The 23,174-nt window shown below is 64.8% G+C and carries 22 protein-coding genes and 1 tRNA gene; 12 read left to right on the top strand and 11 right to left on the bottom strand.

Annotated elements, in window-relative coordinates; all coding sequences use genetic code 11:
• Window positions 1-76 precede the first annotated feature (76 nt).
• Both EYW47_RS33885 and EYW47_RS33880 read left to right on the top strand, forming a co-directional pair.
• Window positions 77-745 (top strand): RNA pyrophosphohydrolase, encoded by a 669-nt coding sequence (locus EYW47_RS33885; protein ID WP_133199176.1) that lies wholly within the window; start codon window positions 77-79, stop codon window positions 743-745.
• 149 nt (window positions 746-894) lie between these two features.
• Window positions 895-1,458 (top strand): CNP1-like family protein, encoded by a 564-nt coding sequence (locus EYW47_RS33880; RefSeq protein ID WP_133199175.1) that lies wholly within the window; start codon window positions 895-897, stop codon window positions 1,456-1,458.
• 133 nt (window positions 1,459-1,591) lie between these two features.
• Here the strand turns inward: EYW47_RS33880 and proB are convergent, their stop codons facing one another.
• The 4 genes from proB to rplU all read right to left on the bottom strand — a co-directional run bounded on the left by proB (window position 1,592) and on the right by rplU (window position 4,726).
• Window positions 1,592-2,710, bottom strand: coding sequence for a glutamate 5-kinase (gene proB / locus EYW47_RS33875; protein WP_133199174.1), 1,119 nt, complete (start codon window positions 2,708-2,710; stop codon window positions 1,592-1,594).
• Between the two features lie 85 nt (window positions 2,711-2,795).
• Entirely contained in the window at window positions 2,796-3,911 is a 1,116-nt protein-coding gene (gene cgtA, locus EYW47_RS33870; protein ID WP_133199173.1) for an Obg family GTPase CgtA, read from the bottom strand.
• Between the two features lie 213 nt (window positions 3,912-4,124).
• Window positions 4,125-4,388, bottom strand: a complete 264-nt coding sequence (gene rpmA / locus EYW47_RS33865) for a 50S ribosomal protein L27 (protein WP_133199172.1) — start codon at window positions 4,386-4,388, stop codon at window positions 4,125-4,127.
• 26 nt (window positions 4,389-4,414) lie between these two features.
• Complete coding sequence (gene rplU, locus EYW47_RS33860) at window positions 4,415-4,726, bottom strand: 50S ribosomal protein L21 (RefSeq protein WP_007180329.1); 312 nt, start codon at window positions 4,724-4,726, stop codon at window positions 4,415-4,417.
• A 301-nt stretch (window positions 4,727-5,027) separates the two neighbouring features.
• Between rplU and EYW47_RS33855 the strand changes: the two genes are divergently transcribed.
• The 9 genes from EYW47_RS33855 to EYW47_RS33815 all read left to right on the top strand — a co-directional run bounded on the left by EYW47_RS33855 (window position 5,028) and on the right by EYW47_RS33815 (window position 13,199).
• A complete protein-coding gene (locus tag EYW47_RS33855; protein ID WP_133199171.1) occupies window positions 5,028-6,020 on the top strand; it encodes a polyprenyl synthetase family protein in 993 nt (330 codons plus the stop codon).
• Between the two features lie 37 nt (window positions 6,021-6,057).
• A tRNA-Pro gene (locus EYW47_RS33850) sits at window positions 6,058-6,134 on the top strand.
• A 187-nt stretch (window positions 6,135-6,321) separates the two neighbouring features.
• Entirely contained in the window at window positions 6,322-7,647 is a 1,326-nt protein-coding gene (locus EYW47_RS33845; protein WP_133199170.1) for an HlyC/CorC family transporter, read from the top strand.
• A gap of 128 nt (window positions 7,648-7,775) precedes the next feature.
• Window positions 7,776-9,065 (top strand): GspE/PulE family protein, encoded by a 1,290-nt coding sequence (locus EYW47_RS33840; RefSeq protein ID WP_133199169.1) that lies wholly within the window; start codon window positions 7,776-7,778, stop codon window positions 9,063-9,065.
• Window positions 9,059-10,273 (top strand): type II secretion system F family protein, encoded by a 1,215-nt coding sequence (locus EYW47_RS33835; protein WP_377785369.1) that lies wholly within the window; start codon window positions 9,059-9,061, stop codon window positions 10,271-10,273. Before EYW47_RS33840 ends, EYW47_RS33835 begins: the two co-directional genes overlap by 7 nt.
• A gap of 77 nt (window positions 10,274-10,350) precedes the next feature.
• A complete protein-coding gene (locus EYW47_RS33830) occupies window positions 10,351-11,325 on the top strand; it encodes a prepilin peptidase (RefSeq protein WP_165976749.1) in 975 nt (324 codons plus the stop codon).
• A 3-nt stretch (window positions 11,326-11,328) separates the two neighbouring features.
• Complete coding sequence (coaE, locus tag EYW47_RS33825; RefSeq protein WP_133199168.1) at window positions 11,329-11,931, top strand: dephospho-CoA kinase; 603 nt, start codon at window positions 11,329-11,331, stop codon at window positions 11,929-11,931.
• A gap of 200 nt (window positions 11,932-12,131) precedes the next feature.
• The gene (gene zapD, locus EYW47_RS33820; protein ID WP_133199167.1) at window positions 12,132-12,887 is read left to right on the top strand and encodes a cell division protein ZapD; all 756 of its coding nucleotides are present in this window, start codon (window positions 12,132-12,134) and stop codon (window positions 12,885-12,887) included.
• A 114-nt stretch (window positions 12,888-13,001) separates the two neighbouring features.
• Complete coding sequence (locus EYW47_RS33815; protein ID WP_133199205.1) at window positions 13,002-13,199, top strand: DNA gyrase inhibitor YacG; 198 nt, start codon at window positions 13,002-13,004, stop codon at window positions 13,197-13,199.
• A 95-nt stretch (window positions 13,200-13,294) separates the two neighbouring features.
• Here EYW47_RS33815 and EYW47_RS33810 read toward each other — a convergent pair whose 3' ends face one another.
• The 4 genes from EYW47_RS33810 to secA all read right to left on the bottom strand — a co-directional run bounded on the left by EYW47_RS33810 (window position 13,295) and on the right by secA (window position 18,883).
• Entirely contained in the window at window positions 13,295-13,717 is a 423-nt protein-coding gene (locus tag EYW47_RS33810; RefSeq protein WP_240764034.1) for an NUDIX domain-containing protein, read from the bottom strand.
• Window positions 13,714-14,586 carry an ATP-binding protein gene (locus EYW47_RS33805; protein ID WP_133199166.1) on the bottom strand — a complete coding sequence of 291 codons (873 nt, stop codon included), beginning with the start codon at window positions 14,584-14,586 and terminating at the stop codon, window positions 13,714-13,716. Before EYW47_RS33805 ends, EYW47_RS33810 begins: the two co-directional genes overlap by 4 nt.
• 81 nt (window positions 14,587-14,667) lie before the next feature.
• On the bottom strand, window positions 14,668-15,909 hold the full coding sequence (argJ, locus tag EYW47_RS33800; protein WP_133199165.1) for a bifunctional glutamate N-acetyltransferase/amino-acid acetyltransferase ArgJ: 1,242 nt from the start codon (window positions 15,907-15,909) through the stop codon (window positions 14,668-14,670).
• A gap of 175 nt (window positions 15,910-16,084) precedes the next feature.
• The gene (gene secA / locus EYW47_RS33795) at window positions 16,085-18,883 is read right to left on the bottom strand and encodes a preprotein translocase subunit SecA (RefSeq protein WP_133199164.1); all 2,799 of its coding nucleotides are present in this window, start codon (window positions 18,881-18,883) and stop codon (window positions 16,085-16,087) included.
• A 490-nt stretch (window positions 18,884-19,373) separates the two neighbouring features.
• Here secA and EYW47_RS33790 point away from each other — a divergent pair, with 490 nt between their 5' ends.
• Window positions 19,374-19,865: a DciA family protein gene (locus tag EYW47_RS33790; RefSeq protein WP_377785367.1), complete on the top strand. Its 492-nt coding sequence runs from the start codon at window positions 19,374-19,376 to the stop codon at window positions 19,863-19,865.
• A 115-nt stretch (window positions 19,866-19,980) separates the two neighbouring features.
• Here the strand turns inward: EYW47_RS33790 and lpxC are convergent, their stop codons facing one another.
• From lpxC to ftsZ, 3 genes are all read right to left on the bottom strand, one after another.
• The gene (lpxC, locus tag EYW47_RS33785) at window positions 19,981-20,898 is read right to left on the bottom strand and encodes a UDP-3-O-acyl-N-acetylglucosamine deacetylase (protein ID WP_133199163.1); all 918 of its coding nucleotides are present in this window, start codon (window positions 20,896-20,898) and stop codon (window positions 19,981-19,983) included.
• Between the two features lie 255 nt (window positions 20,899-21,153).
• On the bottom strand, window positions 21,154-21,663 hold the full coding sequence (locus EYW47_RS33780) for a peroxiredoxin (protein WP_133199162.1): 510 nt from the start codon (window positions 21,661-21,663) through the stop codon (window positions 21,154-21,156).
• A 310-nt stretch (window positions 21,664-21,973) separates the two neighbouring features.
• On the bottom strand, window positions 21,974-23,167 hold the full coding sequence (ftsZ, locus tag EYW47_RS33775) for a cell division protein FtsZ (protein ID WP_133199161.1): 1,194 nt from the start codon (window positions 23,165-23,167) through the stop codon (window positions 21,974-21,976).
• Between the last annotated feature and the right edge of the window lie 7 nt (window positions 23,168-23,174).

The raw sequence follows: 23,174 nt of genomic DNA, 5'->3' as shown, positions 1-23,174 counted from the left end.
CGGATGGCCATCGGGTGCGGAAGGGCCGTTATCTGTTTATAATCAAAGCAATTTTAAAGGATTCGAAGGTGGTTGTATGCTGGATCGTGAGGGGTTTCGCCCGAACGTCGGCATCATCCTCTTGAACGCGCGAAACGAGGTGTTTTGGGGCAAGCGGGTTCGCGAACATTCCTGGCAGTTTCCGCAAGGGGGCATCAAATATGGTGAGACCCCCATGCAGGCAATGTATCGGGAGTTGCACGAAGAAACCGGTTTGCATCCGGAGCACGTCAAGATCGTCGGTCGCACGCGCGACTGGTTGCGTTATGAGGTGCCGGACAAGTTCATCAAGCGCGAAGTGCGCGGCCATTATCGCGGTCAGAAACAGATCTGGTTTCTGCTGCGTATGGTCGGGCGCGACTGCGATATCTGCCTGCGGGCAACGGAGCATCCCGAGTTCGATGCGTGGCGCTGGAACGAATATTGGGTGCCGCTCGAAGCGGTCATCGAGTTCAAGCGCGACGTCTATCAGCTCGCGCTGACCGAGCTTTCGCGTTTCCTGCGGCGCCCGGCCATGCCGCGCACCGCACGTGGCGGCGGTGTGCACGGTCATGAGGTGCGCTATCCGCGCATCGTCACGTCGGCGCACGCCGAGGCGGTACAGCTCGAGCCATCGCTTGCCGATGCCGCGAGCCAGGCCGCGCTCGAAAGCGACTGCGGTGCCGCGGGGAGTATGATCGAGCCTGCGCCGGGCGAGCAAAGGTAAGACAAGCAAGGCTCGCGACGTCGCACTGAACGCCGGACCGGCAGCGCCGGCGCCACGCACATCGATGCGCGGCGTCGCGCGCGGCGGTTCGCATCCGTGGCGCCGCGCATTCCTCGCGCGCAGCGCCGGTGCATCGAAGGAATATCAATTTGAAACGATTGGCTCTTGCCGCGGTGTGCACCGCGGCCGCAAGTAGCGTCCTGCTGGCCGGTTGCGGCAGCTCTGGCCCCACCAACAAGGACGACAGTGCTTTCGTCTACCTGCTCGATCGCAAAGGCACCTGGCAGGAAGACAAGCTCGAAGGACTGCCGGCGCTGCCACAGGCCGATACGAAGCTGTTCGGCTTCGACGTCTCGAACAATACGCCGCTGAAGTTCTCGATCGATCCAGCGTCGCTCACCGTGGGCAACGACGGCGTCGTGCGCTACACGATCGTCATCACGAGCCCGAACGGCGCACGCAACATCAACTACGAAGGGATCCGCTGCGATACCTACGAGTGGCGCCTCTACGCGAGCCTGAACGCCGATCACAACGGCTGGGACCAAACCGTGGCGAACGACTGGTCGCGCATCGAGAACGGCACGCTCAACGCCTATCACTCGGCGCTTTATCAGGACTACTTCTGCGCGAACAAGATGCCGGTCGCGAAGGCTGCGACGATCGTCGAGAACCTCCGCTACGGGCGCACGCAGTCGTCGCTCGTGCGCTGACACCCGGGCGCTCGCGCAGCCTCAGGCCGTGCAAGCCCGATTGCCCCCCAAAAAAAAGCCGCAACGGTCGAGGACCGCTGCGGCTTTTTGTCACCTAGAGGACGCCCCCAGCTAAACGCGGAAGCGAGCGTGCTCAGATCAGCACGAGATTGTCGCGGTGAATGAGCTCCGGCTCCAGCATGTAGCCGAGAATGCTCTCGATCTCGCCGCTCGGATGACGCTGGATGAGCTTCGTTTCGGCACTGCTGTAGTTGGTGAGACCGCGTGCGACTTCCCGGCCCTCGCCGTTCAGGCACGCAATCACTTCGCCGCGCGCGAAGGCGCCCTGCACGCCGACCACGCCGATGGGCAGGAGGCTCTTGCCGTCGGCCGTGAGCTTCTGCACGGCGCCGTCGTCGATCACCACGTGGCCGCGCACCTGCAGGTGATCGGCCATCCATTGCTTGCGCGCGGCCATGCGCGCGGTGCGCGCGATGAGCTGCGTGCCGATCGCCTCACCCTTGGCAAGCCGCACTAGCACGTCGGCCTCGCGACCGCTCGCGATCACGGTGTTCGCGCCACTATGCGCCGCACGCTTGGCCGCGAGGATCTTCGTGAGCATGCCGCCACGGCCGATGCTCGAACCCGCGCCGCCAGCCATCGCCTCGAGTTCCGGCTTGCCCGCGTCGGCTTCCTGGACGAGCGTGGCCGATGGATCCTTGCGCGGGTCGGCGGTATAGAGACCCGTCTGGTCGGTAAGAATGACGAGCGCGTCGCCTTCGATCAGGTTCGCCACCAACGCGCCGAGCGTGTCGTTGTCGCCGAACTTGATTTCGTCGGTGACCACGGTGTCGTTCTCGTTGATGATGGGCACCACGCCGAGGCGCAGCAAGGTGAGCAGCGTGGAGCGCGCGTTCAGATAGCGCTCGCGGTCCGCGAGGTCGGCGTGCGTGAGCAGGATCTGCGCGGTGCGAATGTCATGCTCCGCAAAGCGGCTCTCGTAGACCTGCGCGAGGCCCATCTGGCCGACCGCGGCGGCGGCCTGCAGCTCGTCGATCTCACGCGGGCGCTTCGTCCAGCCAAGACGCTGCATGCCTTCGGCAATGGCGCCCGAGCTCACGAGCACCACCTCCTTGCCTTGCGCGCGCAGCGCCGCGATCTGCGCGGCCCAGCGGCCGATGGCCGCATGATCGAGCCCACGACCATCGTTCGTGACGAGGCTCGAACCGACTTTCACTACCAGACGCCGTGAATCGGCGATGACGGAACGCATGCTGCGCTGTCTCCCCAAATGACTGTGACGCGTGAGGTTTCCTTGACACTGCCGGCGCGGCCCGCACACCGGCGCGTACGGCGGCTTATTCCTGCGGCTGCGCAGTGCCCTGGTCGTCCTGGCCCTGTGCACCCTCGCGAAAACGCACGTCGGAAGCGAGATCTTCGGCATCGGCAGCGCGGCGCGCGTCCGAATGCGCGGAGACGTAGTCGTACACCGCGTAGCAAAGATTCTCGCAGCCCTGGCCAGTGAGCGCCGAAATTTCGAAAACCGGGCCGTCCCATTCGAAACGCTTCACGAAGTCGGCGACACGCGCCGCGCGCTCTTCCGCGGGCACCATGTCGAGCTTGTTCAGCACAACCCAGCGCGGCTTTTCGTACAGCGTCTCGTCGTACTTGCGCAGCTCTTCGACGATGGCCTTCGCTTCCGCGACCGGGTCGACGCTTTCGTCGAACGGCGCCAGGTCGACAAGATGCAGCAGCAGGTTGGTGCGCTGCAGATGGCGCAGGAACTGATGGCCGAGGCCCGCGCCTTCGGCGGCGCCTTCGATCAGGCCCGGAATGTCGGCGATCACGAAGCTCTTGCTCGGGCCCACACGCACCACGCCCAGGTTCGGTGCGAGCGTGGTGAACGGATAGTCGGCGATCTTCGGCTTGGCGTTGGACACCGAGGAGATGAACGTGGACTTGCCCGCATTCGGCATGCCGAGCAGGCCGACGTCGGCCAGCACCTTGAGCTCGAGCTTGAGCATGCGGCGCTCGCCCGGCTTGCCATCGGTCTTCTGGCGCGGCGCGCGGTTGGTCGACGACTTGAAATGCAGGTTGCCGAGGCCGCCCGCGCCGCCCTTCGCGACGATCACACGCTGGTCGTGCTCGGTCAGGTCGGCGATCAGCTCGCCCGTGTCGAGATCCGTGATGACCGTGCCCACCGGCATGCGCAGCGTGATGTCGTCGCCGCCCTTGCCGTAGCAGTCCGCGCCGCGGCCGTTTTCGCCGTTGCGCGCCAGGTGCTTCTTCGTATAGCGGTAGTCGATGAGCGTGTTGATGTTGCGGTCAGCCAGCGCATAAACGCTGCCGCCGCGCCCGCCGTCGCCACCGTCCGGCCCGCCGAACGGGACGAACTTCTCGCGTCGCATCGACGCGCTGCCATCGCCCCCATCGCCGGCGATGACTTCGATCTTCGCTTCGTCAATGAACTTCATGAGTTACTCCGTCCCGTGAATGTCGTTATTTTGCCCGCAGCAGCCTCGCCGGCCAACCTGGCCGAACGGCCCAAGCCAATCGGCCAGGGCACGTCTGGCCAGCGTGCCGGATCAGGCAAGCTGCCGGGCAAGCGCAGAAACAAAAAGCCCCGCAAACTTCGCGGGGCTTTCCTTGCGTCGCTTTTTAGCCCGCTCGCGGGCGGGGTAAAAAACTTAGGCCGCTGCCGGAACGACGTTGACCATGTGCTTGTTCTGCGCACCCTTGGTCGAGAACGCGACGTGGCCGTCGACCAGCGCGTAGAGCGTGTGGTCCTTGCCGATGCCGACGTTCAGGCCCGGGTGCATACGCGTGCCGCGCTGGCGAACGATGATGCCGCCTGCGAGGATCGCCTGGCCGCCGAACACCTTGACGCCAAGTCGTTTCGACTCTGAGTCGCGGCCGTTACGTGACGACCCGCCTGCCTTTTTGTGTGCCATTTGTTTGCTCCTTTACCTGCGTGCGCTTACGCGTTGATCGCGTCGATGCGCAGTTCGGTGTAGTTCTGGCGGTGGCCGCCATGCTTCTGGTAGTGCTTCCGGCGACGCATCTTGAAGATGGTCACTTTGGCGTGTCGGCCTTGCGACACAACGGTGGCCTTGACGGAAGCCCCACTGACCAGCGGCGTACCGAACTTAATCGATTCGCCTTCGCCCACTGCGAGAACCTGGTCGAGCGTGATTTCTGCGTCAATGTCAGCCGGTATCTGTTCTACTTTAAGTTTTTCGCCAACGGCAACCTTGTACTGCTTGCCGCCGGTTTTTATGACCGCGTACATTGAGAACCTCACTCTTCAATAATCCCGGGCACACTGCGCACCCAGGAAACCTTAGATTATACATAGAGTTAGCTGCACGGTCAAAAGGTATTGACGGCAGCATTTCAGCGGCAACCGGCGAGGCCAGCGCGAAGCACGCCTCGCAGAATGCGGGAACACGCCCGATCGCACACAGCATCGCGCAGCGCAATGCGCATCGAATAGAGGGAAGCATCGAGGAAACCCTGGCCAAACGGCAGGGCAGCGTCCGGCGCGCCGCCGATTCGCCTTATAATCCGCGGCACTACCTATATTTGCCATCATGTCGTCCACCGCCACCCATTCCCCCAGCGCAGCCACCCTGCTCGCGCCCATCGCCAGTGACATGGAGCAGGTCAACCGTGTCATCCGGCAGAGTCTGGCGTCCGAGGTGATGCTGATCAACCAGATCTCCGAGTACATCATCGGCGCTGGCGGCAAGCGGCTGCGCCCGGCCCTGCTGCTGCTCGTGGCCGGCGCGCTTGGCGAGCGTGGCCCGCACCGCCATGTGCTCGCGGCCGTCGTCGAGTTCATCCATACGGCCACGCTGCTGCATGACGACGTCGTCGACGAATCCGACCTGCGGCGCGGCCGCCAGACGGCCAATGCCCTGTTCGGCAACGCAGCCAGCGTGCTGGTGGGCGACTACCTGTATTCGCGCTCGTTCGAGATGATGGTGGGCGTGGGCAAGATGCGCGTGATGGAGATCCTCTCGGCGGCCACGACGATCATCTCCGAAGGCGAAGTGCTTCAGCTTCTGAACATGCACGACGCCGACGTCGACACGGGCCGCTACATGCAGGTGATCCGCTACAAGACGGCCAAGCTTTTCGAGGCGGCGGCGCAACTGGGCGCAGTGCTTTCGGGGGCGGATGCGCGCACGGAAGAAGCGGCGGCGGAATATGGCCGGCGCATCGGCACGGCATTCCAGATCATGGACGACTGGCTGGACTACGCCGGCACCGCCGAGTCGATGGGGAAGAACGCCGGCGACGACCTGCGCGAAGGCAAGCCCACCCTGCCACTCATCTGGCTGATCGAGCACGGCACGGCAACTGAGGCAGCGCTCGCGCGCGAGGCAATCGAGCAAGGCGGCACGGCGCGCTTCGACGAAATCTTCGCGGCCATCACGCGTTCGGGTGCGCTCGATCACACGCTGCAATGCGCGAAGGCCGAGGCACAGGCCGCTGCCGCAGCAATTTCGTCATTTCCCTCTTCCCAATACAAAGAGAGCCTGCTAGAATTATGTTCTTACTCGACGACGCGCCAGTCTTGAACAAGACAAAGCGAGTTTGAGAGTTCAGCAGTAAATTCGGGGTGTAGCTTAGCCTGGTAGAGCGCTACGTTCGGGACGTAGAGGCCGGAGGTTCGAATCCTCTCACCCCGACCAGAATTTCGAAAAAAGCCGCGCATTGATTGCGCGGCTTTTTTTTCGCGTGCGTTCGTCGTCCTGAAGCCGTTTCGCCCAAGACCGCCATACGCCTTATCCGTACGGCCAGCGCACACGCCAGATGGGCCGGTGCCCCCGCACCCCTCTGTTATAGTTTCCTCATCCGCTCCCCTCTCTTTCTCGACGCGTGGACCACATTCCCTTATGGGCGCAGATTTGCGCCATCTTCGTCCTGCTCATCTGCTCCAGCTTCTTCTCCATCTCCGAAACGGCGATGATGGCGCTCAATCGCCATCGGCTGAAATATCTCGCGAACCACGGCACGCTCGGCGCGAAGACCACACAGAAGCTCCTCGCGCGTACCGACCTGCTGCTCTCGGTCATCCTGATCGGCAACAATCTCTTCAACACCATCATTCCGGTCCTGACCACCTCGATCGCGCTGCACACGTTCGGTCATAACAGCCTGGTACTCTCGATCGCGACCGGCATCGTCGCGTTCCTCATCATCGTGTTTGCGGAGATCACGCCGAAGATCGTCGGCGCCACCTTTCCCGAGAAGATCGCGCTGCCGGCGAGCCTGCTGATCGCGCCGCTCATGCGCGTGACCAAGCCCCTCATCTGGTTCGTGAACATGTTCGCGAACGGCATCCTGCGCGTGCTGCACATCAACACGAGCAAGGCACACGAGCAGCGGCTCTCGACCGAGGAGTTGCGCACCATCGTGCTCGAGTCGGGCAGCTTCATGCCCACCAAGCACCGCAGCATCCTGCTGAACCTGTTCGATCTCGAAAACATCACCGTCGACGATGTAATGATTCCGCGCCGGCGTATCGAGGCGCTCGACTATGACGCGCCGCTCGAAGACATCCTGCATCAGCTCGAAACTTGCTATCACAACAAGCTCGTCGTCTATCAAGGCGACATCGACCGCGTGCTTGGCGTGCTGCATGTGCGCAAGACGCTGACCGCGCTGCACAACCAGGACTTCGAGCGCGAGACGCTGCGCGAGCTGCTCGCCGAGCCGTACTTCGTGCCCACAGGCACGCCCGCCTTCCAGCAGCTTCAGTATTTCCAGGAAAGCCGGCATCGCATCGCGCTCGTCGTGAACGAATACGGCGAAATGGAAGGACTCGTCACGCCCGAGGACATCATCGAAGAGCTGATCGGCGAATTCACGAGCACCATGCCGCGCAGCGGCACCGGTCGCGGCGGCTGGAACGATCAGGGCGAGTGCATCGTGCCGGGCAGCATGCCCTTGCGCGAGCTCAATCGCTGGCTGCACATCAAGCTGCCCACGGACGGCCCGAAAACGCTCAATGGCCTCATCCTGGAAGTGCTCGAAGAGATTCCCGAAGGCGACGTGTGCGTGCAGATCGGCGACGTGAAACTCGAAGTGCTGCGTAGCGACGATCAGGCTGTGCGTACGGTCAAGCTGTTCAAGCCGGGCACCAAGCCCAATAAAAGCACAGGCGCGCTGAACAAGGCGAAGAAGCTGCTGCCGGGACGTTAGCCGTTCGGCTGAATGGCGCGGACTTCCGCGCGAGCCGATGATGAAGCCATCACTCGCTCACGGCGGCTTCGGGCCGGCAATCGATGTTTTCCATTCCTGATCGTTCCTGTGCGCCTGCCACGCATGGTATGCGTGTCTGTGCAGCGCTCGTCACCGAAGGCGCGTCTACCGGTGGCGCAGTGCGCACCGGCCTTGCTGCGCCAGCCTCTGCTTCTGCATCCATTGCGCCCGACGACGCACCGGCCGTGCGCCTGCTCGCCGAAACGCTGCGCGAAGCCGCACGACGTAACGCCTCCGATCTGCATGTCGAGCCGCTCGAACACGGCTGGCGCATCCGCCTGCGCATCGACGGCGTGCTGCACGAGAGCGCGCGGCCGCCAGCGCACCTGCGCGATGCGTTCGTCACGCGCATCAAGGTGCTCGCGCGCATGGACATTGCCGAGCGGCGCATTCCCCAGGACGGGCGCCTGCGGCTCTCGCCGCGCGGCGAAACGCAGGCGCACGAGGACTACCGTGTGAACTCGCTGCCTACGCTGCACGGAGAAAAGCTCGTGCTGCGCCGGCTCGAAGCCTTGCCTGCCGACCTCTCGCTCGCCGCGCTCGGCCTCGACCAATCGCAGCAGCAAACGCTCGGTGCAGCGATTGGCGCGCCGCACGGGCTCGTTTTGGTCACGGGCCCAACCGGCAGTGGCAAGACGCTGTCGCTCTATTGCTTCCTGCAGATGCTCAACAACGCATCGCGCAATCTGTGCTCCGTCGAGGATCCAGCGGAAATTCAGCTCGCCGGCATCAATCAGGTCAACGTGCGCGAGAAGGCCGGGCTCACTTTCGCGCTGGCGTTGCGCGCGCTGCTGCGCCAAGACCCGGACGTCATCATGATCGGAGAGATCCGCGACGAAGAAACGGCCAGCGTCGCGGTCAAGGCAGCACAGACCGGCCACCTCGTGCTCTCCACCCTGCATACGAACGACGCGCCCGCTGCGCTCGCGCGGCTCATCGACATCGGCGTGGAACCGTATAACCTCGCCGCGGCGTTGCGCCTCGTCACGGCACAGCGGCTCGTGCGGCGCTTGTGTGCGAAGTGCCGCGTGAGATCCGACGAATCGGCGGTGGCGCTCAGCGCGGCCGGTCTCGACGACGGCCCGGGCGAAGCGCGGCAAGCATCGCAGCCCTTTATTGCGCGCGGCTGCGAAGCGTGCCATGGCATCGGCTACCGGGGGCGGGTTGGCATCCATGAAGTGATGCCGGTCAGCACCGCCATGCGCGAGTTGATCGTCGCGCAGCGCAGCGCGCACGAAATCGCGCGCCAGGCCCGCGCGGAAGGCGTGGCCACGCTGCGCGACGCGGCGCTCGCACGCGTGCGCGACGGCACGACGAGCCTCGCCGAAGCGCTCTGCGCAACGGACGCGCCATCGTGAAGCGCGCACCGCCCTCGTCCGACTCGCGCTTCGCGTGGCGTGGCCTCGACGCGGCAGGCGCGACGCGAAGCGGCATGCTGATCGCTTTCGATGCAGCGGCAGCGCGCAGCGTGCTCAAGCGCGAACGCATTACCGCCACCGCGCTCGAGCGACGCGGCCCGGCTCCGCAGCCGCGCGCGAGCCAGGCGGACATCACACGCTTCACGCGCCAGCTCGCCAGTCTGCTGCGCGCCGGCTTGCCGCTCGCGAGCGCGCTCGAACTGCTCGCGCAGGCACCGGGACCGCGTGGCCTGCCCCGCATCGCCGCCACGCTCGCGCGCGAGATCACGGCAGGCATGCGCTTTTCCGATTCGCTCGCGCAGCATCCTTCGCGGTTCGGCGCGCTTTACTGCCAGCTCATCGCTGTCGGCGAGGCCTCGGGCGCGCTCGCCGCCGTGCTCGCACGCATCGCCGACGACCGCGAGCGCGCCGCCGCGCAACGCGCCAAGGTGCGCGCGGCGCTCACCTACCCGGTCGCGGTGCTGCTGCTCGCACTCGCCATTACGGCGGCGCTGCTGGTCTGGGTCGTGCCCACCTTCAAGCAGATCTTCGAAGGATTCGGTGCGGCGCTGCCCGCCCCCACGCAGTTCGTGCTGATGCTCTCGGCCGCCGCCGCGCGCTGGAGCATCCCCGCCGCCGGCTGCGCCGCCAGCGCAACATTCGCGTTGCACGCGCTGTTGCGGCGCTCCGAAGCGGCACGCCTCACGTTCGGGCGCATCGTGCTCGCGCTGCCGCTCGTGGGCACGCTGATGACTACGTTGTGCGCCGCACGCTGGAGCCGCGCGCTCGGCACACTGCTCGCCGCCGGCACGCCGTTAGCCGATGCCTTCGACTCGCTTGCGCATGCAAGCGGAAATGCCTTCTTCGACCATGCAAGCGCGAATATCAGTGCGCGGCTGCGGCACGGCGAGCGGCTCGCCTCGGCCATGCGCTCAGCCGGCTGCTTTCCCGCGGACGTGATCCAGCCCGTTGCGGTCGCCGAGGAGTCCGGCGCGCTCGACGCCATGTTGCTCAACGTGGCCGCGCTCGCCGACCGTCAGGTAGACGAAAAGATCGCACTCGTCGCGAGCCTGTGCGAGCCGCTCGTGATCGTGGTGCTCGGCGCGCTGGTCGGTGGCCTCGTCGTCGCCATGTATCTTCCCATCATTCAACTCGGCAACGTGGTGTAGCATCGCTGCCAGATTACGGTTCTCCACTCATGTCCGTCCTCCTTTCGTCCGCCGCCGCTGCTACACCCGCGTCTTCCATGATGGATTCGGCCGCCCGTGCCACGTCGCTTGCGCCAGTAACGCCCATCGATACGGCCGCCTCCTTCGCGGCCGCCCTCGGCGCGCTGCCGCCCGGGATGCTGATGGGCTTCGCGATCGTGATCGGTCTTGTCGTCGGCAGCTTCCTGAATGTGGTCGTGCATCGACTGCCGATCATGCTTGAGCGCGCGTGGCGCGCCGATGCCGCCGAAGCGTTCGGTCACGCGCCCACGAGCGGCGAGCTCTTCGGAAACGACGGCGCACACGACAGCGCAAACGACGGCCTGCCCGCCCGCTACAACCTTTGGCTGCCGCGCAGCGCCTGCCCGCATTGCGGTCACGTGTTGCGCGCGTGGGAAAACATTCCCCTCGCGAGCTGGCTCGCGCTGCGCGGCCGCTGCTCGCAGTGCGGCTCGCGCGTGAGCGTGCGCTATCCGCTGATCGAGATCGCCAGCGCGCTGTGCGCCGCCGGTGCGCTGCTCGCGTTTGGCCCTACGGGCAAGGCGCTTGCTGCGTTCGCGCTGTGCGCGACGCTCATCGCAACGAGCGCCATCGACCTCGAACATCAACTGCTGCCCGATGCGATCACGTTGCCACTCATCTGGGCCGGCCTGCTCGTGAATCTCGCGCAAACGTTCACCGATCTGCAGGCCGCTGTGATTGGCGCGGTGGCGGGCTATCTCGCACTGTGGTGCGTCTACTGGCTGTTCAGGCTGCTGCGCGGCGTCGAGGGCATGGGACACGGCGACTTCAAGCTGCTCGCCGCGCTCGGTGCCTGGCTCGGCTGGACCGCGCTGCCGCAGATCGTCGTGATCGCCGCGGTAACCGGTGCCGTGGTCGGCCTCGCCGCCACCTTGAGCGGACGCATGCGTTTCGAAGAGCCGCTGCCCTTCGGGCCATATCTCGCCGCGGGCGCACTCGTCACGCTGTTTGCGGGCACACCGCTTTATGCTGTTTTTGCGTGGGGGAATTGATTGATGATTGCGGTCGGATTGACTGGGGGTATCGGCAGCGGCAAATCCACCGTCGCGGACCTGTTCGCGGCGCGCGGCGTGCCGCTCGTCGACACGGATGTGATCGCGCACCGCATCACCGCACCGCACGGCATTGCCATGGCCGCGATCGCCTCGCAATTCGGCCCTGAATTCGTTGCCGCCGACGGCTCCATGGACCGCGCACGCATGCGCGCGCTCGTGTTCGGCGACGAGGCGGCGCGCAAGCGGCTCGAAGCCATCACACACCCGCTGATTCGCGCCGAAACCGAACGCGAGACGCGCGAGGCCAACGGGCCTTACGTGATCGTGGTAGTGCCGCTGCTCGTCGAATCCGGCAGCTGGAAAACGCGTGTCGATCGCGTGCTCGCCGTGGATTGCAGCGTAGAAACGCAGATCGCGCGCGTGATGCGCCGCAACGGCTTCACGCGCGAGCAGGTGCTCGCGATCATCGCACGCCAGGCAACGCGCGAAGCACGCCTCGCCGCAGCCGACGACGTGATCGTCAACGACGGCGCCAAGCTCGAAGCACTCGCTCAGGATGTCCAAACGCTGCACGAGCGCTACCTCGCACTGTCACGCGCGTAACGAAGGGTAAATGCGCTGGTCAAACCGCATGCGGCGCGCGTCGCAGCAGGGTTCGCAGTTGAGCAGCACAAGACTGCTGCATTCGTCAGGAAAATGCCCTGAATTAGGCGCGCACACGGGCTGTGCGCGATTGCGACCGCAGACTCGCGGCATTAGAATGTCCTGCAATCCTTTATCGACCACGTCCGAGGCGATCGCGCTTGATTCTTTACGAGTATCCCTTCAACGAGCGAATCCGGACGCTGCTGCGCCTCGAAGATCTTTTCGAGCGCTTCACGTTTTTCCTGACCCAGGAGGATCCGAGGGAACATCACGTTGCGCTCACGACGCTCTTCGAAATCGCGGAAGTCGCGGGCCGCGCCGACCTCAAGTCGGACCTGATGAAGGAACTCGAAAGGCAACGTCAGACGCTCGCACCGTTCCGCGGCAATCCCGGCATCGAACAGAACGCGCTCGAAGCCGTCCTTGGCGAGATCGAGCAGACGCTCGCGGGTCTCACGCATATGCAGGGCAAGACCGGCCAGCATCTTGCGGACAACGAATGGCTCACCAGCATCCGTAGCCGCGCAATCATTCCTGGCGGCACCTGCAAGTTCGATTTGCCTTCGTACTACGCATGGCAGCAGTTGCATCCGGATCAGCGCCGCCAGGACATCGCGAAGTGGGTCATGCCGCTCCTGCCGCTGCGCGACGCCGCGAGCATCGTGTTGCGTCTTGCGCGCGAGTCCGGTCAGGCATCGAAGGTGATGGCCATGCAGGGCAGCTATCAACAGATGCTTTCGGGCCGCACGTATCAGTTGATGCAGGTGCGCGTGGCACCGGAATTGCGCGTCATTCCCGAAGCGAGCGCCAACAAGTACATGCTCTGGGTGCGCTTCACCGTGCAGGACGGCGATCTGCGTCCGCGTGCCGTCGATCAGGACGTGCCGTTTCAGCTCACGCTGTGCAGCCTGTGAAGGCACGCGAATTGCGCGCCTGCTGAAGCGCTGCGTTTTTTGCCATTTTTTGCGAATCTCGGCACCGCCATGCAAGACGGCACCGAGTCACAAACCCACAGACCGTTCGACCGAATGACCACCGTTGTCAAATGCCCCGCCTGCGGCAAGGATGTCCGCTGGGTGCCGGAAAACCGCTTCCGCCCGTTCTGCTCCGAACGCTGTAAACAGATCGATCTCGGCGCCTGGGCCGCCGAAAAGTATCGGATCGGCGGCAACGACGAAGATACGCCGCCCGACGATGAAGCGCCGCCCACGGACACGCGCCAGTAAGCGCGTGCGCCGCGGCCACTCGCTGTCGCAGGAGACGTAAAAAAAGCCGCTGCGCGTTTTCACGCAGCGGCTTGTGTCGTTCTGGCGAGGCGGGTTCACTCCGCCGCCAGCCACTCCAGCACAGGAATGGTCGCAGGCAGCAGCGGCTCGACACTCGCCGGCAGCGACTGCCATACGAACGCCTGACCCTCGCGGCCATGCGGCTCGCCGCTCCATTCAGTCACCTTGCAGAAGTAGAGCCGCACGTACGCATGCGGATAGTCGTGCTCGAGCGTATGCCACAAATGGCACGCTTTCACGTAGATACCCAGTTCCTCGTGCAGTTCGCGCGCCAGTGCCGCCTCGACAGATTCGCCCTTTTCCAGCTTGCCGCCCGGGAACTCCCAGTAGCCCGCATAGGGCTTGCCGTCGGGGCGCTGGGCCAGCAGATAGCGGCCATCGGGCTGCACCAGCACGCCCACGGCAACTTCCGTCACCGCACGCGCCGGCGCGGCCGGGTCCTTCATCGGATCGGTCATGCCTCTTGCGCCTTCTTGCCCGACCAGTCGCGCGCGAACTGCCACGCTACACGGCCCGAGCGCGAGCCGCGCTCCAGCGCCCAGACGAGCGCGTCGCCGCGCGCCGACTCGACTTCGGCGTCGCCGCAGCCGAAGTGGCGCAGCCAGTGGCCAACGATCGTCAGGTAGTCGTCCTGCTTGAACGGATAGAAGCTCACCCAAAGGCCGAAGCGTTCCGAAAGCGAAATTTTCTCTTCCACCACTTCGCCCGGATGAATCTCGCCGTCGGGCATGTGCTTGTACGACTCGTTGTCGCTCATGTACTCGGGCAGCAGATGGCGGCGGTTCGAGGTCGCATAGATCACCACGTTGTCCGACTGTGCGGCCACGGAGCCGTCCAGCGCCACCTTCAGCGCCTTGTAGCCCGACTCGCCCTCTTCGAATGAGAGGTCGTCGCAGAACACGATGAAGCGCTCGGGGCGCGTCGCGATCAGGTCGACGATATCGCCGAGATCGTGCAGATCGTCCTTGTCGACTTCGATCAGGCGCAGGCCGTCTTGCGCGTACGCGTTCAGGCAGGCCTTGATGAGCGACGACTTGCCGGTGCCGCGCGCGCCCGTCAGCAGCACGTTGTTCGCGGGCTTCTTCTGCACGAACTGGCGCGTGTTGCGGTCGATGAGGCCCTTCTGGCGGTCGATGTTCTGCAGGTCGTCGAGCGAGATCGTCGAGATGGCCGGCACCGGCTGCAGGAACCCGCGGCCCTGGCGCTTGCGCCAGCGAAACGCGACGGCCGCACTCCAGTCGACTTCGGGCGCGGACGGCGGCAGCACGGCTTCAAGGCGGCCGAGCAGCGCTTCGGCGCGGGTCAAAAACTGTTCGAGCTTGTCCATGGGAATCGAGCTTGCAATCAGGAATCGCGGTTGAGGAGCGCAGTTAAGGACCGCGCTTAAAAGCGCGGTCAGCACCCGCAATCAGGACCGGTAATCGGCGTTGATGCTCACGTAGTCGTGCGAGAGGTCGCAGGTCCAGACGGTGGCCTGCGCGTCGCCGCGGCCGAGCAGCACGCGGATCAGGATCTCGCTCTTCTTCATCACGCGCTGGCCGTCTTCCTCGCGGTAGTCGGGGTTGCGCCCACCCGCCTTGGCAACGAGCACGTCGTCGAGATACAGGTCGATCTTTTCGACGTCCAGATCCGTCACGCCCGCATAGCCGATGGCGGCCAGAATGCGGCCCAGGTTGGGATCGGACGCGTAGAACGCCGTTTTCACGAGCGGCGAGTGGCCAATCGCGTAGGCGATCTGGCGGCACTCGGCCACGTCCTTGCCGCCTTCGACCTGCACGGTCATGAACTTGGTCGCGCCTTCGCCGTCGCGCACGATCAGTTGCGAGAGCGTTTGCGCGACTTCGGTCACGGCGTCGCGCAGCGCGGCATAAGCGGGCGAATCCGTCGAGGTGATTGCCGGCAGGCTCGACTTGCCCGAGGCGATCAGGATGAACGAGTCGTTGGTCGAGGTATCGCCGTCGATCGTGATGCAGTTGAACGAGCGGTCGGCCACGTATTTCACGAGCTCGTCGAGCACGGGCTGGGCGACGTTCGCGTCGAACGCGAGGAAGCCGAGCATGGTCGCCATGTTCGGCTTGATCATGCCCGCGCCCTTGCTGATGCCCGTCAGCGTGACCGTGTGGCCGTCGATCGTAACCTGGCGCGAAGCGGCCTTCGGCAACGTGTCGGTCGTCATGATCGCCTGTGCGGCGTCGTACCAGTTCGCGGCCTTGCGGTTCGCGAGCGCAGCAGGCAATCCCGCCTTCAGACGGTCGATCGGCAGCGGCTCCAGAATCACGCCGGTCGAGAACGGCAGCACCTGCGAGGGCTCGATGCCCGCGAGGCGCGCGAGCTCGTCGCAAGTCTCGCGCGCGTTCACGAGGCCCGGCTCGCCGGTGCCCGCGTTCGCGTTGCCGGTGTTGATCACCAGCGCACGGATCCCCTTGCCGCCCGCGCGCACCTTCGCGAGATGCTCGCGACACACCGTCACCGGCGCCGCGCAGAAACGGTTGAGCGTGAACACGCCCGCGACGCTCGCGCCTTCATCGACGGAAATCACCAATACGTCCTTGCGATTGGGCTTGCGGATGTTGGCTTCCGCCCAGCCGAGCGTCACGCCGGCGACCGGATGAAGTTGTGCGGGTTCGATCGAGGGGAAATTGACAGCCATGGTGGCGACCTGTCGAAAAGGCAATGCCGGCCGAGGCGTCTGTCAGCCGGGCCGGCATTGGGAAATTCAAAACGTAAGGCCCGCCTGAAAGATGCGGGCCACCGGAATCAACGGTCAAGCCGCGCGATGCGGCGAGCGGCGCGAGCGGCAAGACAAGCTCGCGCCGCCACGCCCATCACGAGATCTTGCCGTGGCACTGCTTGTACTTCTTGCCGCTGCCGCACGGGCACGGATCGTTGCGGCCGACCTTCGGCACGCTGTCCCCACCATGTGCGTGGCTCATGGCCGCGCCAACCATGGCCGCTGCGGCGTCCACTGCCACGGGCGCCGCGGCGGTCGGCGCCGCGGCGGCTTCGGCGAATTCGGCGTGACGGAATTCAACGTTGTCCACCAGATGGCTGCCCTGCTCGTCGATCTGCTCGGCGACTTCTTCCAGTTGCTGCGGCGACTGGATCTGCACGTTCATGACGATGCGCGTGACTTCCGTCTTCACGGAATCGAGCATTGCGGCGAAGAGCTCGAACGCCTCGCGCTTGTACTCCTGCTTCGGGTTCTTCTGCGCATAGCCGCGCAGATGGATACCCTGGCGCAGGTGGTCGAGCGCCGCGAGGTGCTCGCGCCAGCTGCGGTCGAGCGTCTGCAGCATGACCGAGCGCTCGAACGCGCTGAACGATTCGCGGCCCACGAGCGCGACCTTCTGCTCGTACGCCTCGTCGGCAGCGGCCAGCACGGCTTCGAGAATCTCATCGGCATCGATCGACGACGACTCGTTGATCATCTCCTGAATCGCGAGGTCGAGCTGCCACTCGTTGCGCAGCACTTCTTCGAGCTCGGGCACGTCCCACTGCTCTTCGATGCTGCCGTGCGGCACGAACTGGCGCACGATGTCCGTGATCACGCCATGACGCATCGCGCCGATGGTTTCGGTAATGTCATGCGCCTCGAGCAACTCGTTGCGCTGCTGGTAAATCACCTTGCGCTGGTCGTTCGATACGTCGTCGTATTCGAGCAGCTGCTTGCGGATGTCGAAGTTGCGCGCTTCGACCTTGCGCTGCGCCGACTCGATCGAACGCGTGACGATGCCTGCCTCGATCGCCTCGCCTTCGGGCATCTTGAGGCGGTCCATGATCGCGCGCACGCGGTCGCCGGCGAAGATGCGCAGCAGCGGGTCTTCGAGCGACAGATAGAAGCGCGACGAACCCGGGTCGCCCTGGCGGCCCGCACGGCCGCGCAGCTGGTTGTCGATACGGCGCGACTCGTGGCGCTCGGTGCCGATGATGTGCAGGCCGCCCGCGGCCTTCACCTGATCGTGCAACGTCTGCCATTCGTCGTTGAGCTGCTGGATGCGGCGCGCCTTTTCGTCGGCGGGAATCGCTTCGTCGGCTTCGATGAACGAGGCCTGCTTCTCGGCGTTGCCGCCCAGCACGATGTCGGTGCCGCGGCCTGCCATGTTGGTGGCGATGGTGATGCGCTTCGGACGGCCGGCTTCGGCGACGATCGCAGCTTCCCGCGCGTGCTGCTTCGCGTTGAGCACTTCGTGCGGCAGACCGGCCTTCACGAGCAGGTCGGCGAGCACTTCCGAGTTCTCGATCGACGTGGTGCCGACCAGCACCGGCTGGCCACGCTCGTAGCACTCGCGGATGTCGCGGATCACCGCGTCATAGCGCTCCTTCGCCGTCTTGTAGATCTGGTCCTGCTTGTCGATCCGCTTTGGCACGCGGTTGGTCGGGATCACGACCGTTTCGAGGCCGTAGATCTCGTTAAATTCGTACGCTTCGGTGTCGGCCGTGCCGGTCATGCCCGAGAGCTTCGCGTACATGCGGAAGTAGTTCTGGAACGTGATCGAGGCGAGCGTCTGATTCTCGCTCTGGATCTTCACGTGCTCCTTCGCTTCCACGGCCTGGTGCAAACCGTCCGACCAGCGGCGGCCGGCCATGAGGCGGCCCGTGAATTCGTCGACGATGACCACTTCGCCGTTCTGCACCACGTAATGCTGATCCTTGAAGAACAGCGTGTGCGCGCGCAGCGCGGCGTACACGTGGTGCATCAGCGTGATGTTTTGCGGCGCGTACAGGCTCTCGCCCTGACCGATCAGGCCCCACTCGGCGAGCATACGCTCGGCCTTCTCGTGGCCCGACTCCGTGAGGAACACCTGGCGCGCCTTTTCGTCGAGCGTGTAGTCGCCCGGCTTCTCGACGCCCGTGCCGTCGGCCTTCTCTTCGCCGATCTGGCGCTCGAGCAGCGGCGGCAGCGCGTTCATGCGCACGTAGAGCTCGGTGTGGTCTTCGGCCTGACCCGAGATGATGAGCGGCGTACGCGCTTCGTCGATCAGGATCGAGTCCACTTCGTCGACCACGGCGAAGTTCAGCGCGCGCTGCACGCGCGCCTCGGTCTCGTAGACCATGTTGTCGCGCAGATAGTCGAAGCCGAACTCGTTGTTCGTGCCGTAGGTGATGTCCGCGCCGTACGCCTCTTGCTTCATGGCGTGGTCCATCTGCGACAGGTTGATGCCGACGGACAGACCGAGGAAGTTGTAGAGGCGGCCCATCCACTCGGCGTCGCGCTGCGCGAGGTAGTCGTTCACGGTCACGACGTGCACGCCGCGGCCTGAGAGCGCATTGAGGTACGCCGCGAGCGTGGCGACGAGCGTCTTGCCCTCACCCGTGCGCATTTCAGCGATCTTGCCGTAGTGCAGGACCATGCCTCCGATCAGCTGCACGTCGAAGTGGCGCATCTTCAGCACACGCTTGCTCGCCTCGCGGCAGACGGCGAACGCCTCGGGCAGCAGCTCGTCGAGCGACGTCCCATTGGCCACGCGCTCGCGGAACTCAGACGTTTTCGCGCGCAGTTGCTGGTCGGTGTATTGCTCGATCGTCGGTTCGAGCGCGTTGATCGCCGCGACCTTCTTCTGATATTGCTTGATCAGGCGCTGATTGCGGCTGCCAAAGATTTTCTGTAAGAAACCGGTGGTCATCGGATCGGTGTCTGCGTCGCGGCTTCAGCCGGGGATTCCTGCGCAATTCGCTTGCGGCCCTTGAGCACCCGAATTTCTCCAGGTTTGCAAACGATTCTCGCGCCACGCACCCGGATCGGAAGGACCTCGGCGGCTTAAGCCCAAATTGGTGGATTCGAATCGGGCATTTTAGCACGCACCCTGGTCGCCGCCCGTGTCAGCCGCTTGAAGGATGTCGTGTGTAACGCCCGCGCTGACGCGCCTCGCGAGCCGTTGAAGCAGCCGGCAGCAGCCGCATGTCGCGGCCGTCCGGCGCGTTCGCCCTGCGGGCTCGGCGGCTTGCGGCCAGGCAGCCCTGGCCGAACGGCGGCAAGGCGCATCGAGGCAAAGTACGCAGGCTACAATGACGGCAATGCCGCGCAGCCCGCGCGCCTCCTCTTCCTGTCACATGAGCCGTTTCTCGCCGTTTTCAAGGCCGGATGCCGTAGCCGCTGGTGCGCGTGCCGCTGGCGTGCGTACGTCAGGCACTTCGGCCACGTCGGGCAAATCGCGCAAATTTGCCTCGCCGCGTGCACCGCAGCCGCTCGCCGAAGTGCTGAGCCGCACCGATGCATTCGCACCATTGCGCGCCGGCGTCGAGCAGATCGCGGCGATCCAGCGCGACCTCGACGCGCTGCTGCCCGACTATCTGGCCGCGAGCGTGGAACCGGGCTTCATCAAGGATGGCAAACTGGCCCTCTTCGCGGCGCACAACGCGCTCGCGGCACGGCTGCGGCATCTCGAGCCGCGCCTCGTGGCCGACTTGCAGGCGCGCGGCTGGCCGCTCGACGGCGTGCGCATCCGTGTGCGGCCGCAGGCGGTGAAGGAGCCGCCATTGCCGAAGCAGGCGCGCATGACACCGGCAGGGGCCGCGGCACTCGCCGCGCTCAGCGAAGACCTGCCGCCCTCTCCGCTGCAGGAAGCGCTCGCGAAGATGGCCGCGCGCCATTTGCGGGGGCGCTGAGCAAGACCGAATAGCCGGAAAAGAAAGTAAAAAAGGGTGGCATCGAGCCACCCTTTTTCATTGCGCAGCCGGTGCAAACGCCCGGCGCACGAATCAAACAAACATCAAGCCAACTTCACGCGAATGCCGTTTGCGCGTCGTAGCCGAAGCCGCGCGGCGCCTTCTGGGCATCGCCAAACGTGACGATCTCGTACGCGTCCTCATGCGCAAGCAGCTCGCGCAGCAGCGCGTTGTTCAGGCCGTGGCCCGACTTGTAGGCATCGTACGAAGCCAGCAGCGGATGGCCGACCACGTAGAGGTCGCCGATCGCGTCAAGCATCTTGTGCTTCACGAACTCGTCGTCGTAGCGCAGGCCGTCGTTGTTGAGGATGCGGTACTCGTCCAGCACGATCGCGTTGTCCATGCTGCCGCCGCGCGCCAGCCCCAGCTCGCGCATCATCTCGACTTCGTGCGCGAAGCCGAAGGTGCGCGCGCGCGCGATCTCGCGCACGTACGAGGTATTCGCAAAGTCGACTTCGAGCGCCTGGCCGGTCTTGTCCACGGCCGGATGACGGAAGTCGATGGTGAACTTCAGCTTGAAGCCGAAATACGGATCGAGGCGGGCGAACTTGTCGCCGTCGCGCACTTCCACGGGCTTCGTCACCTTGATGAACTTCTTGGGCGCGTTCTGCTCTTCGATGCCGGCCGACTGGATCAGGAACACGAACGACGATGCACTGCCGTCCATGATCGGAATTTCTTCCGCGGTGACGTCGATGTAGAGATTGTCGATGCCAAGACCCGCACACGCCGACATCAGGTGCTCGACCGTCGAGACGCGTGCGCCGTCCTTTTGCAGCACCGAAGCAAGGCGCGTGTCGCCAATCGACATCGCCGACGCGGGAATGTCTACCGGTGTCGGCAAATCCACGCGCGAGAACACGATGCCCGTGTTCGGCGCCGCCGGGCGTAGCGTCAGATCGACCTTGCGGCCCGAGTGCAGGCCGATGCCGACCGTCTTCACGATCGATTTGATGGTTCGCTGCTTCAACATAGTTTTCTGCTCATTGAAAATCCCAATCGGGACTTTTTAATTCATAGCACGAATTATACTCCAAGTCTGCCGAATCCGCCGTTGCCACGGGCGTGACAATCTGTTTCCCGTTGTTACGCGAACGGGATGGAAGACGGGCCGATGACCGGAACGGAGGCGTTCCCGGCCAGCGGCCCGCACGGCGCGTAGTAATAGCCCGTCACATTTACGCCGCCGGCTCGTTGCGCTCAGGCAACGCAGGCGCGGCAAATGCGCTCATGTTGGGCTCAACGCGGCGAGCATGCTCGCTGCATCGCTGACTTCGAATTTGCCGGGTGCTTCGAGATTCAGCGTCTTGACCACGCCGTTTTCGATCACCATGGCGTAGCGCTGGGAACGGATCCCCATGCCGCGCGCCGACAAATCCTGCTCCAGACCGAGCGCACGGGTGAACGCCGCGCTGCCGTCGGCCATCATGCGTACCTTGCCCGAGGTCCGCTGATCACGCCCCCACGCGCCCATGACGAACGCGTCGTTGACGGACACGCACCAGATTTCGTCGACGCCCGCCGCGCGTAGCGCTTCGTACTGCTCGACATAACCCGGCACGTGTTTTGCCGAGCAAGTCGGCGTAAAGGCGCCCGGCAATCCGAAGATCACCACGCGCTTGCCCGCCGTCTGCTCGCGCACGCCAAAGCCGTTCGGCCCCAGCGTGCAGCCCTCACGCTCGTCTTCGATGAGTTCGAAGAGCGTTGCGTCGGGCAGCGTATCACCCACTTTGATCATGACTCGTCCCTTCACATCGATGCGCAAAGCGCCCCGGCACGCTGGCAACGCGGTTGGCAACGCAGTTGGAAACTTCGCGCCGAAGACCTCGCCATTTTGCTAGCGGCACGGACTGCCTGCACCTTTTTTGCCGCGCGTCAAAACGCAGCGGACAGGCCGCCCTGCCAGGCATCCTCGCGGATGCGGCGTCGAGGCTCTTCTCACCTTCATTGCAACATCATGCCGGTCATTCCGTCTGCGGGCGGGCGCACCCATACCGTACAAATACCGCTTACGCCACGCCGCAGCTGGAACTCGCTCGCAGTCCGCTTCAGTCGGCCTGCTTGCGCAGGAACGCCGGGATGTCGTACGTGTCGACGCCCTTTTCCTGCAGCGCCTGAACGTGCGAAGCCGCGGTGTCGCGCGACGTGCGCCAGACTGCCGGCGTGTCGAGCGCGCCGTAATCGGCGGTGTGGCCTTGCTGCGGCGCGTAGGAGTGCTGAGCGGCGGCAATCGGATGATTGTCCGTGCCGGTGCGCAGCAACGTCATCGGCGCTGCCTGCTGCTTGTTCGCCGCGCGGCCGAGGCCCGTCGCCACAACCGTCACGCGCAGCGCGTCGCCCATCGCGTCGTCGTACACCGCACCGAAGATCACCGTGGCGTCGTCGGCCGCGTAGCTCTTGATGGTGTTCATCACTTCGCGCGTTTCCGACAGACGCAGCGAACGGCTCGACGTGATGTTGACCAGCACGCCACGCGCGCCCGAGAGGTCGACGCCTTCGAGCAGCGGGCTCGCCACGGCCTGTTCCGCCGCGAGGCGCGCGCGATCGACGCCGGCCACCGTGGCCGTGCCCATCATCGCCTTGCCCTGCTCGCCCATGACCGTCTTCACGTCTTCGAAGTCGACGTTCACGAGGCCATCCACGTTGATGATTTCAGCGATGCCAGCGACTGCGTTGTTCAGAACGTCGTCCGCGCACTGGAAGCACTTGTCCATCTCGGCGTCATCGCCCATCACGTCGAACAGCTTGTCGTTCAGGACGACGATCAGCGAGTCGACGTGATCCTCCAGTTGCTGCGAGCCGGCTTCCGCCACGCGCATGCGCTTGCCGCCTTCGAACTCGAACGGCTTGCTCACGACGCCCACCGTGAGAATGCCCATTTCCTTGGCGATCTGCGCGACCACGGGTGCTGCGCCCGTGCCCGTGCCGCCGCCCATGCCGGCGGTGATGAACACCATGTGAGCGCCGCGCAGTGCGTCGGCGATGCGCTCGCGCGCCTCTTCTGCCGCCGCACGGCCCATCTCCGGCTTCGCACCGGCGCCCAGACCCGTGTTGCCAAGCTGGATCACGGCCGGCGCGCGCGAACGCGAGAGCGCCTGGGCGTCCGTGTTCATCACGATAAAGTCGACGCCTTGCACGCCGCGGTTGATCATGTGCTGCACGGCATTGCCGCCAGCGCCACCGACGCCCACCACCTTGATGATGGTGCCGTTGGTTTCCGTTTCCAGCATCTGGAATTCCATGTTGCCT

Source organism: Paraburkholderia silviterrae (assembly GCF_004353915.1).
GTDB lineage: Bacteria > Pseudomonadota > Gammaproteobacteria > Burkholderiales > Burkholderiaceae > Paraburkholderia > Paraburkholderia silviterrae.
Note: the sequence above shows the minus strand (reverse complement) of the source record. Positions and strands in the feature narration are given on the sequence as shown.

Bases quoted from the DNA above. Each gene is read 5' to 3' on its own strand.
- EYW47_RS33840 (WP_133199169.1), top strand. From the start codon at position 7,776: ATGCGTGTCTGTGCAGCGCTCGTCACCGAAGGCGCGTCTACCGGTGGC.
- ftsZ (WP_133199161.1), bottom strand. From the start codon at position 23,167: ATGGAATTCCAGATGCTGGAAACGGAAACCAACGGCACCATCATCAAG.
- EYW47_RS33830 (WP_165976749.1), top strand. From the start codon at position 10,351: ATGATGGATTCGGCCGCCCGTGCCACGTCGCTTGCGCCAGTAACGCCC.
- rplU (WP_007180329.1), bottom strand. From the start codon at position 4,726: ATGTACGCGGTCATAAAAACCGGCGGCAAGCAGTACAAGGTTGCCGTT.
- rpmA (WP_133199172.1), bottom strand. From the start codon at position 4,388: ATGGCACACAAAAAGGCAGGCGGGTCGTCACGTAACGGCCGCGACTCA.
- EYW47_RS33885 (WP_133199176.1), top strand. From the start codon at position 77: ATGCTGGATCGTGAGGGGTTTCGCCCGAACGTCGGCATCATCCTCTTG.
- coaE (WP_133199168.1), top strand. From the start codon at position 11,329: ATGATTGCGGTCGGATTGACTGGGGGTATCGGCAGCGGCAAATCCACC.
- EYW47_RS33805 (WP_133199166.1), bottom strand. From the start codon at position 14,586: ATGGACAAGCTCGAACAGTTTTTGACCCGCGCCGAAGCGCTGCTCGGC.
- EYW47_RS33810 (WP_240764034.1), bottom strand. From the start codon at position 13,717: ATGACCGATCCGATGAAGGACCCGGCCGCGCCGGCGCGTGCGGTGACG.
- cgtA (WP_133199173.1), bottom strand. From the start codon at position 3,911: ATGAAGTTCATTGACGAAGCGAAGATCGAAGTCATCGCCGGCGATGGG.
- EYW47_RS33815 (WP_133199205.1), top strand. From the start codon at position 13,002: ATGACCACCGTTGTCAAATGCCCCGCCTGCGGCAAGGATGTCCGCTGG.
- secA (WP_133199164.1), bottom strand. From the start codon at position 18,883: ATGACCACCGGTTTCTTACAGAAAATCTTTGGCAGCCGCAATCAGCGC.
- proB (WP_133199174.1), bottom strand. From the start codon at position 2,710: ATGCGTTCCGTCATCGCCGATTCACGGCGTCTGGTAGTGAAAGTCGGT.
- EYW47_RS33780 (WP_133199162.1), bottom strand. From the start codon at position 21,663: ATGATCAAAGTGGGTGATACGCTGCCCGACGCAACGCTCTTCGAACTC.
- EYW47_RS33855 (WP_133199171.1), top strand. From the start codon at position 5,028: ATGTCGTCCACCGCCACCCATTCCCCCAGCGCAGCCACCCTGCTCGCG.
- lpxC (WP_133199163.1), bottom strand. From the start codon at position 20,898: ATGTTGAAGCAGCGAACCATCAAATCGATCGTGAAGACGGTCGGCATC.
- argJ (WP_133199165.1), bottom strand. From the start codon at position 15,909: ATGGCTGTCAATTTCCCCTCGATCGAACCCGCACAACTTCATCCGGTC.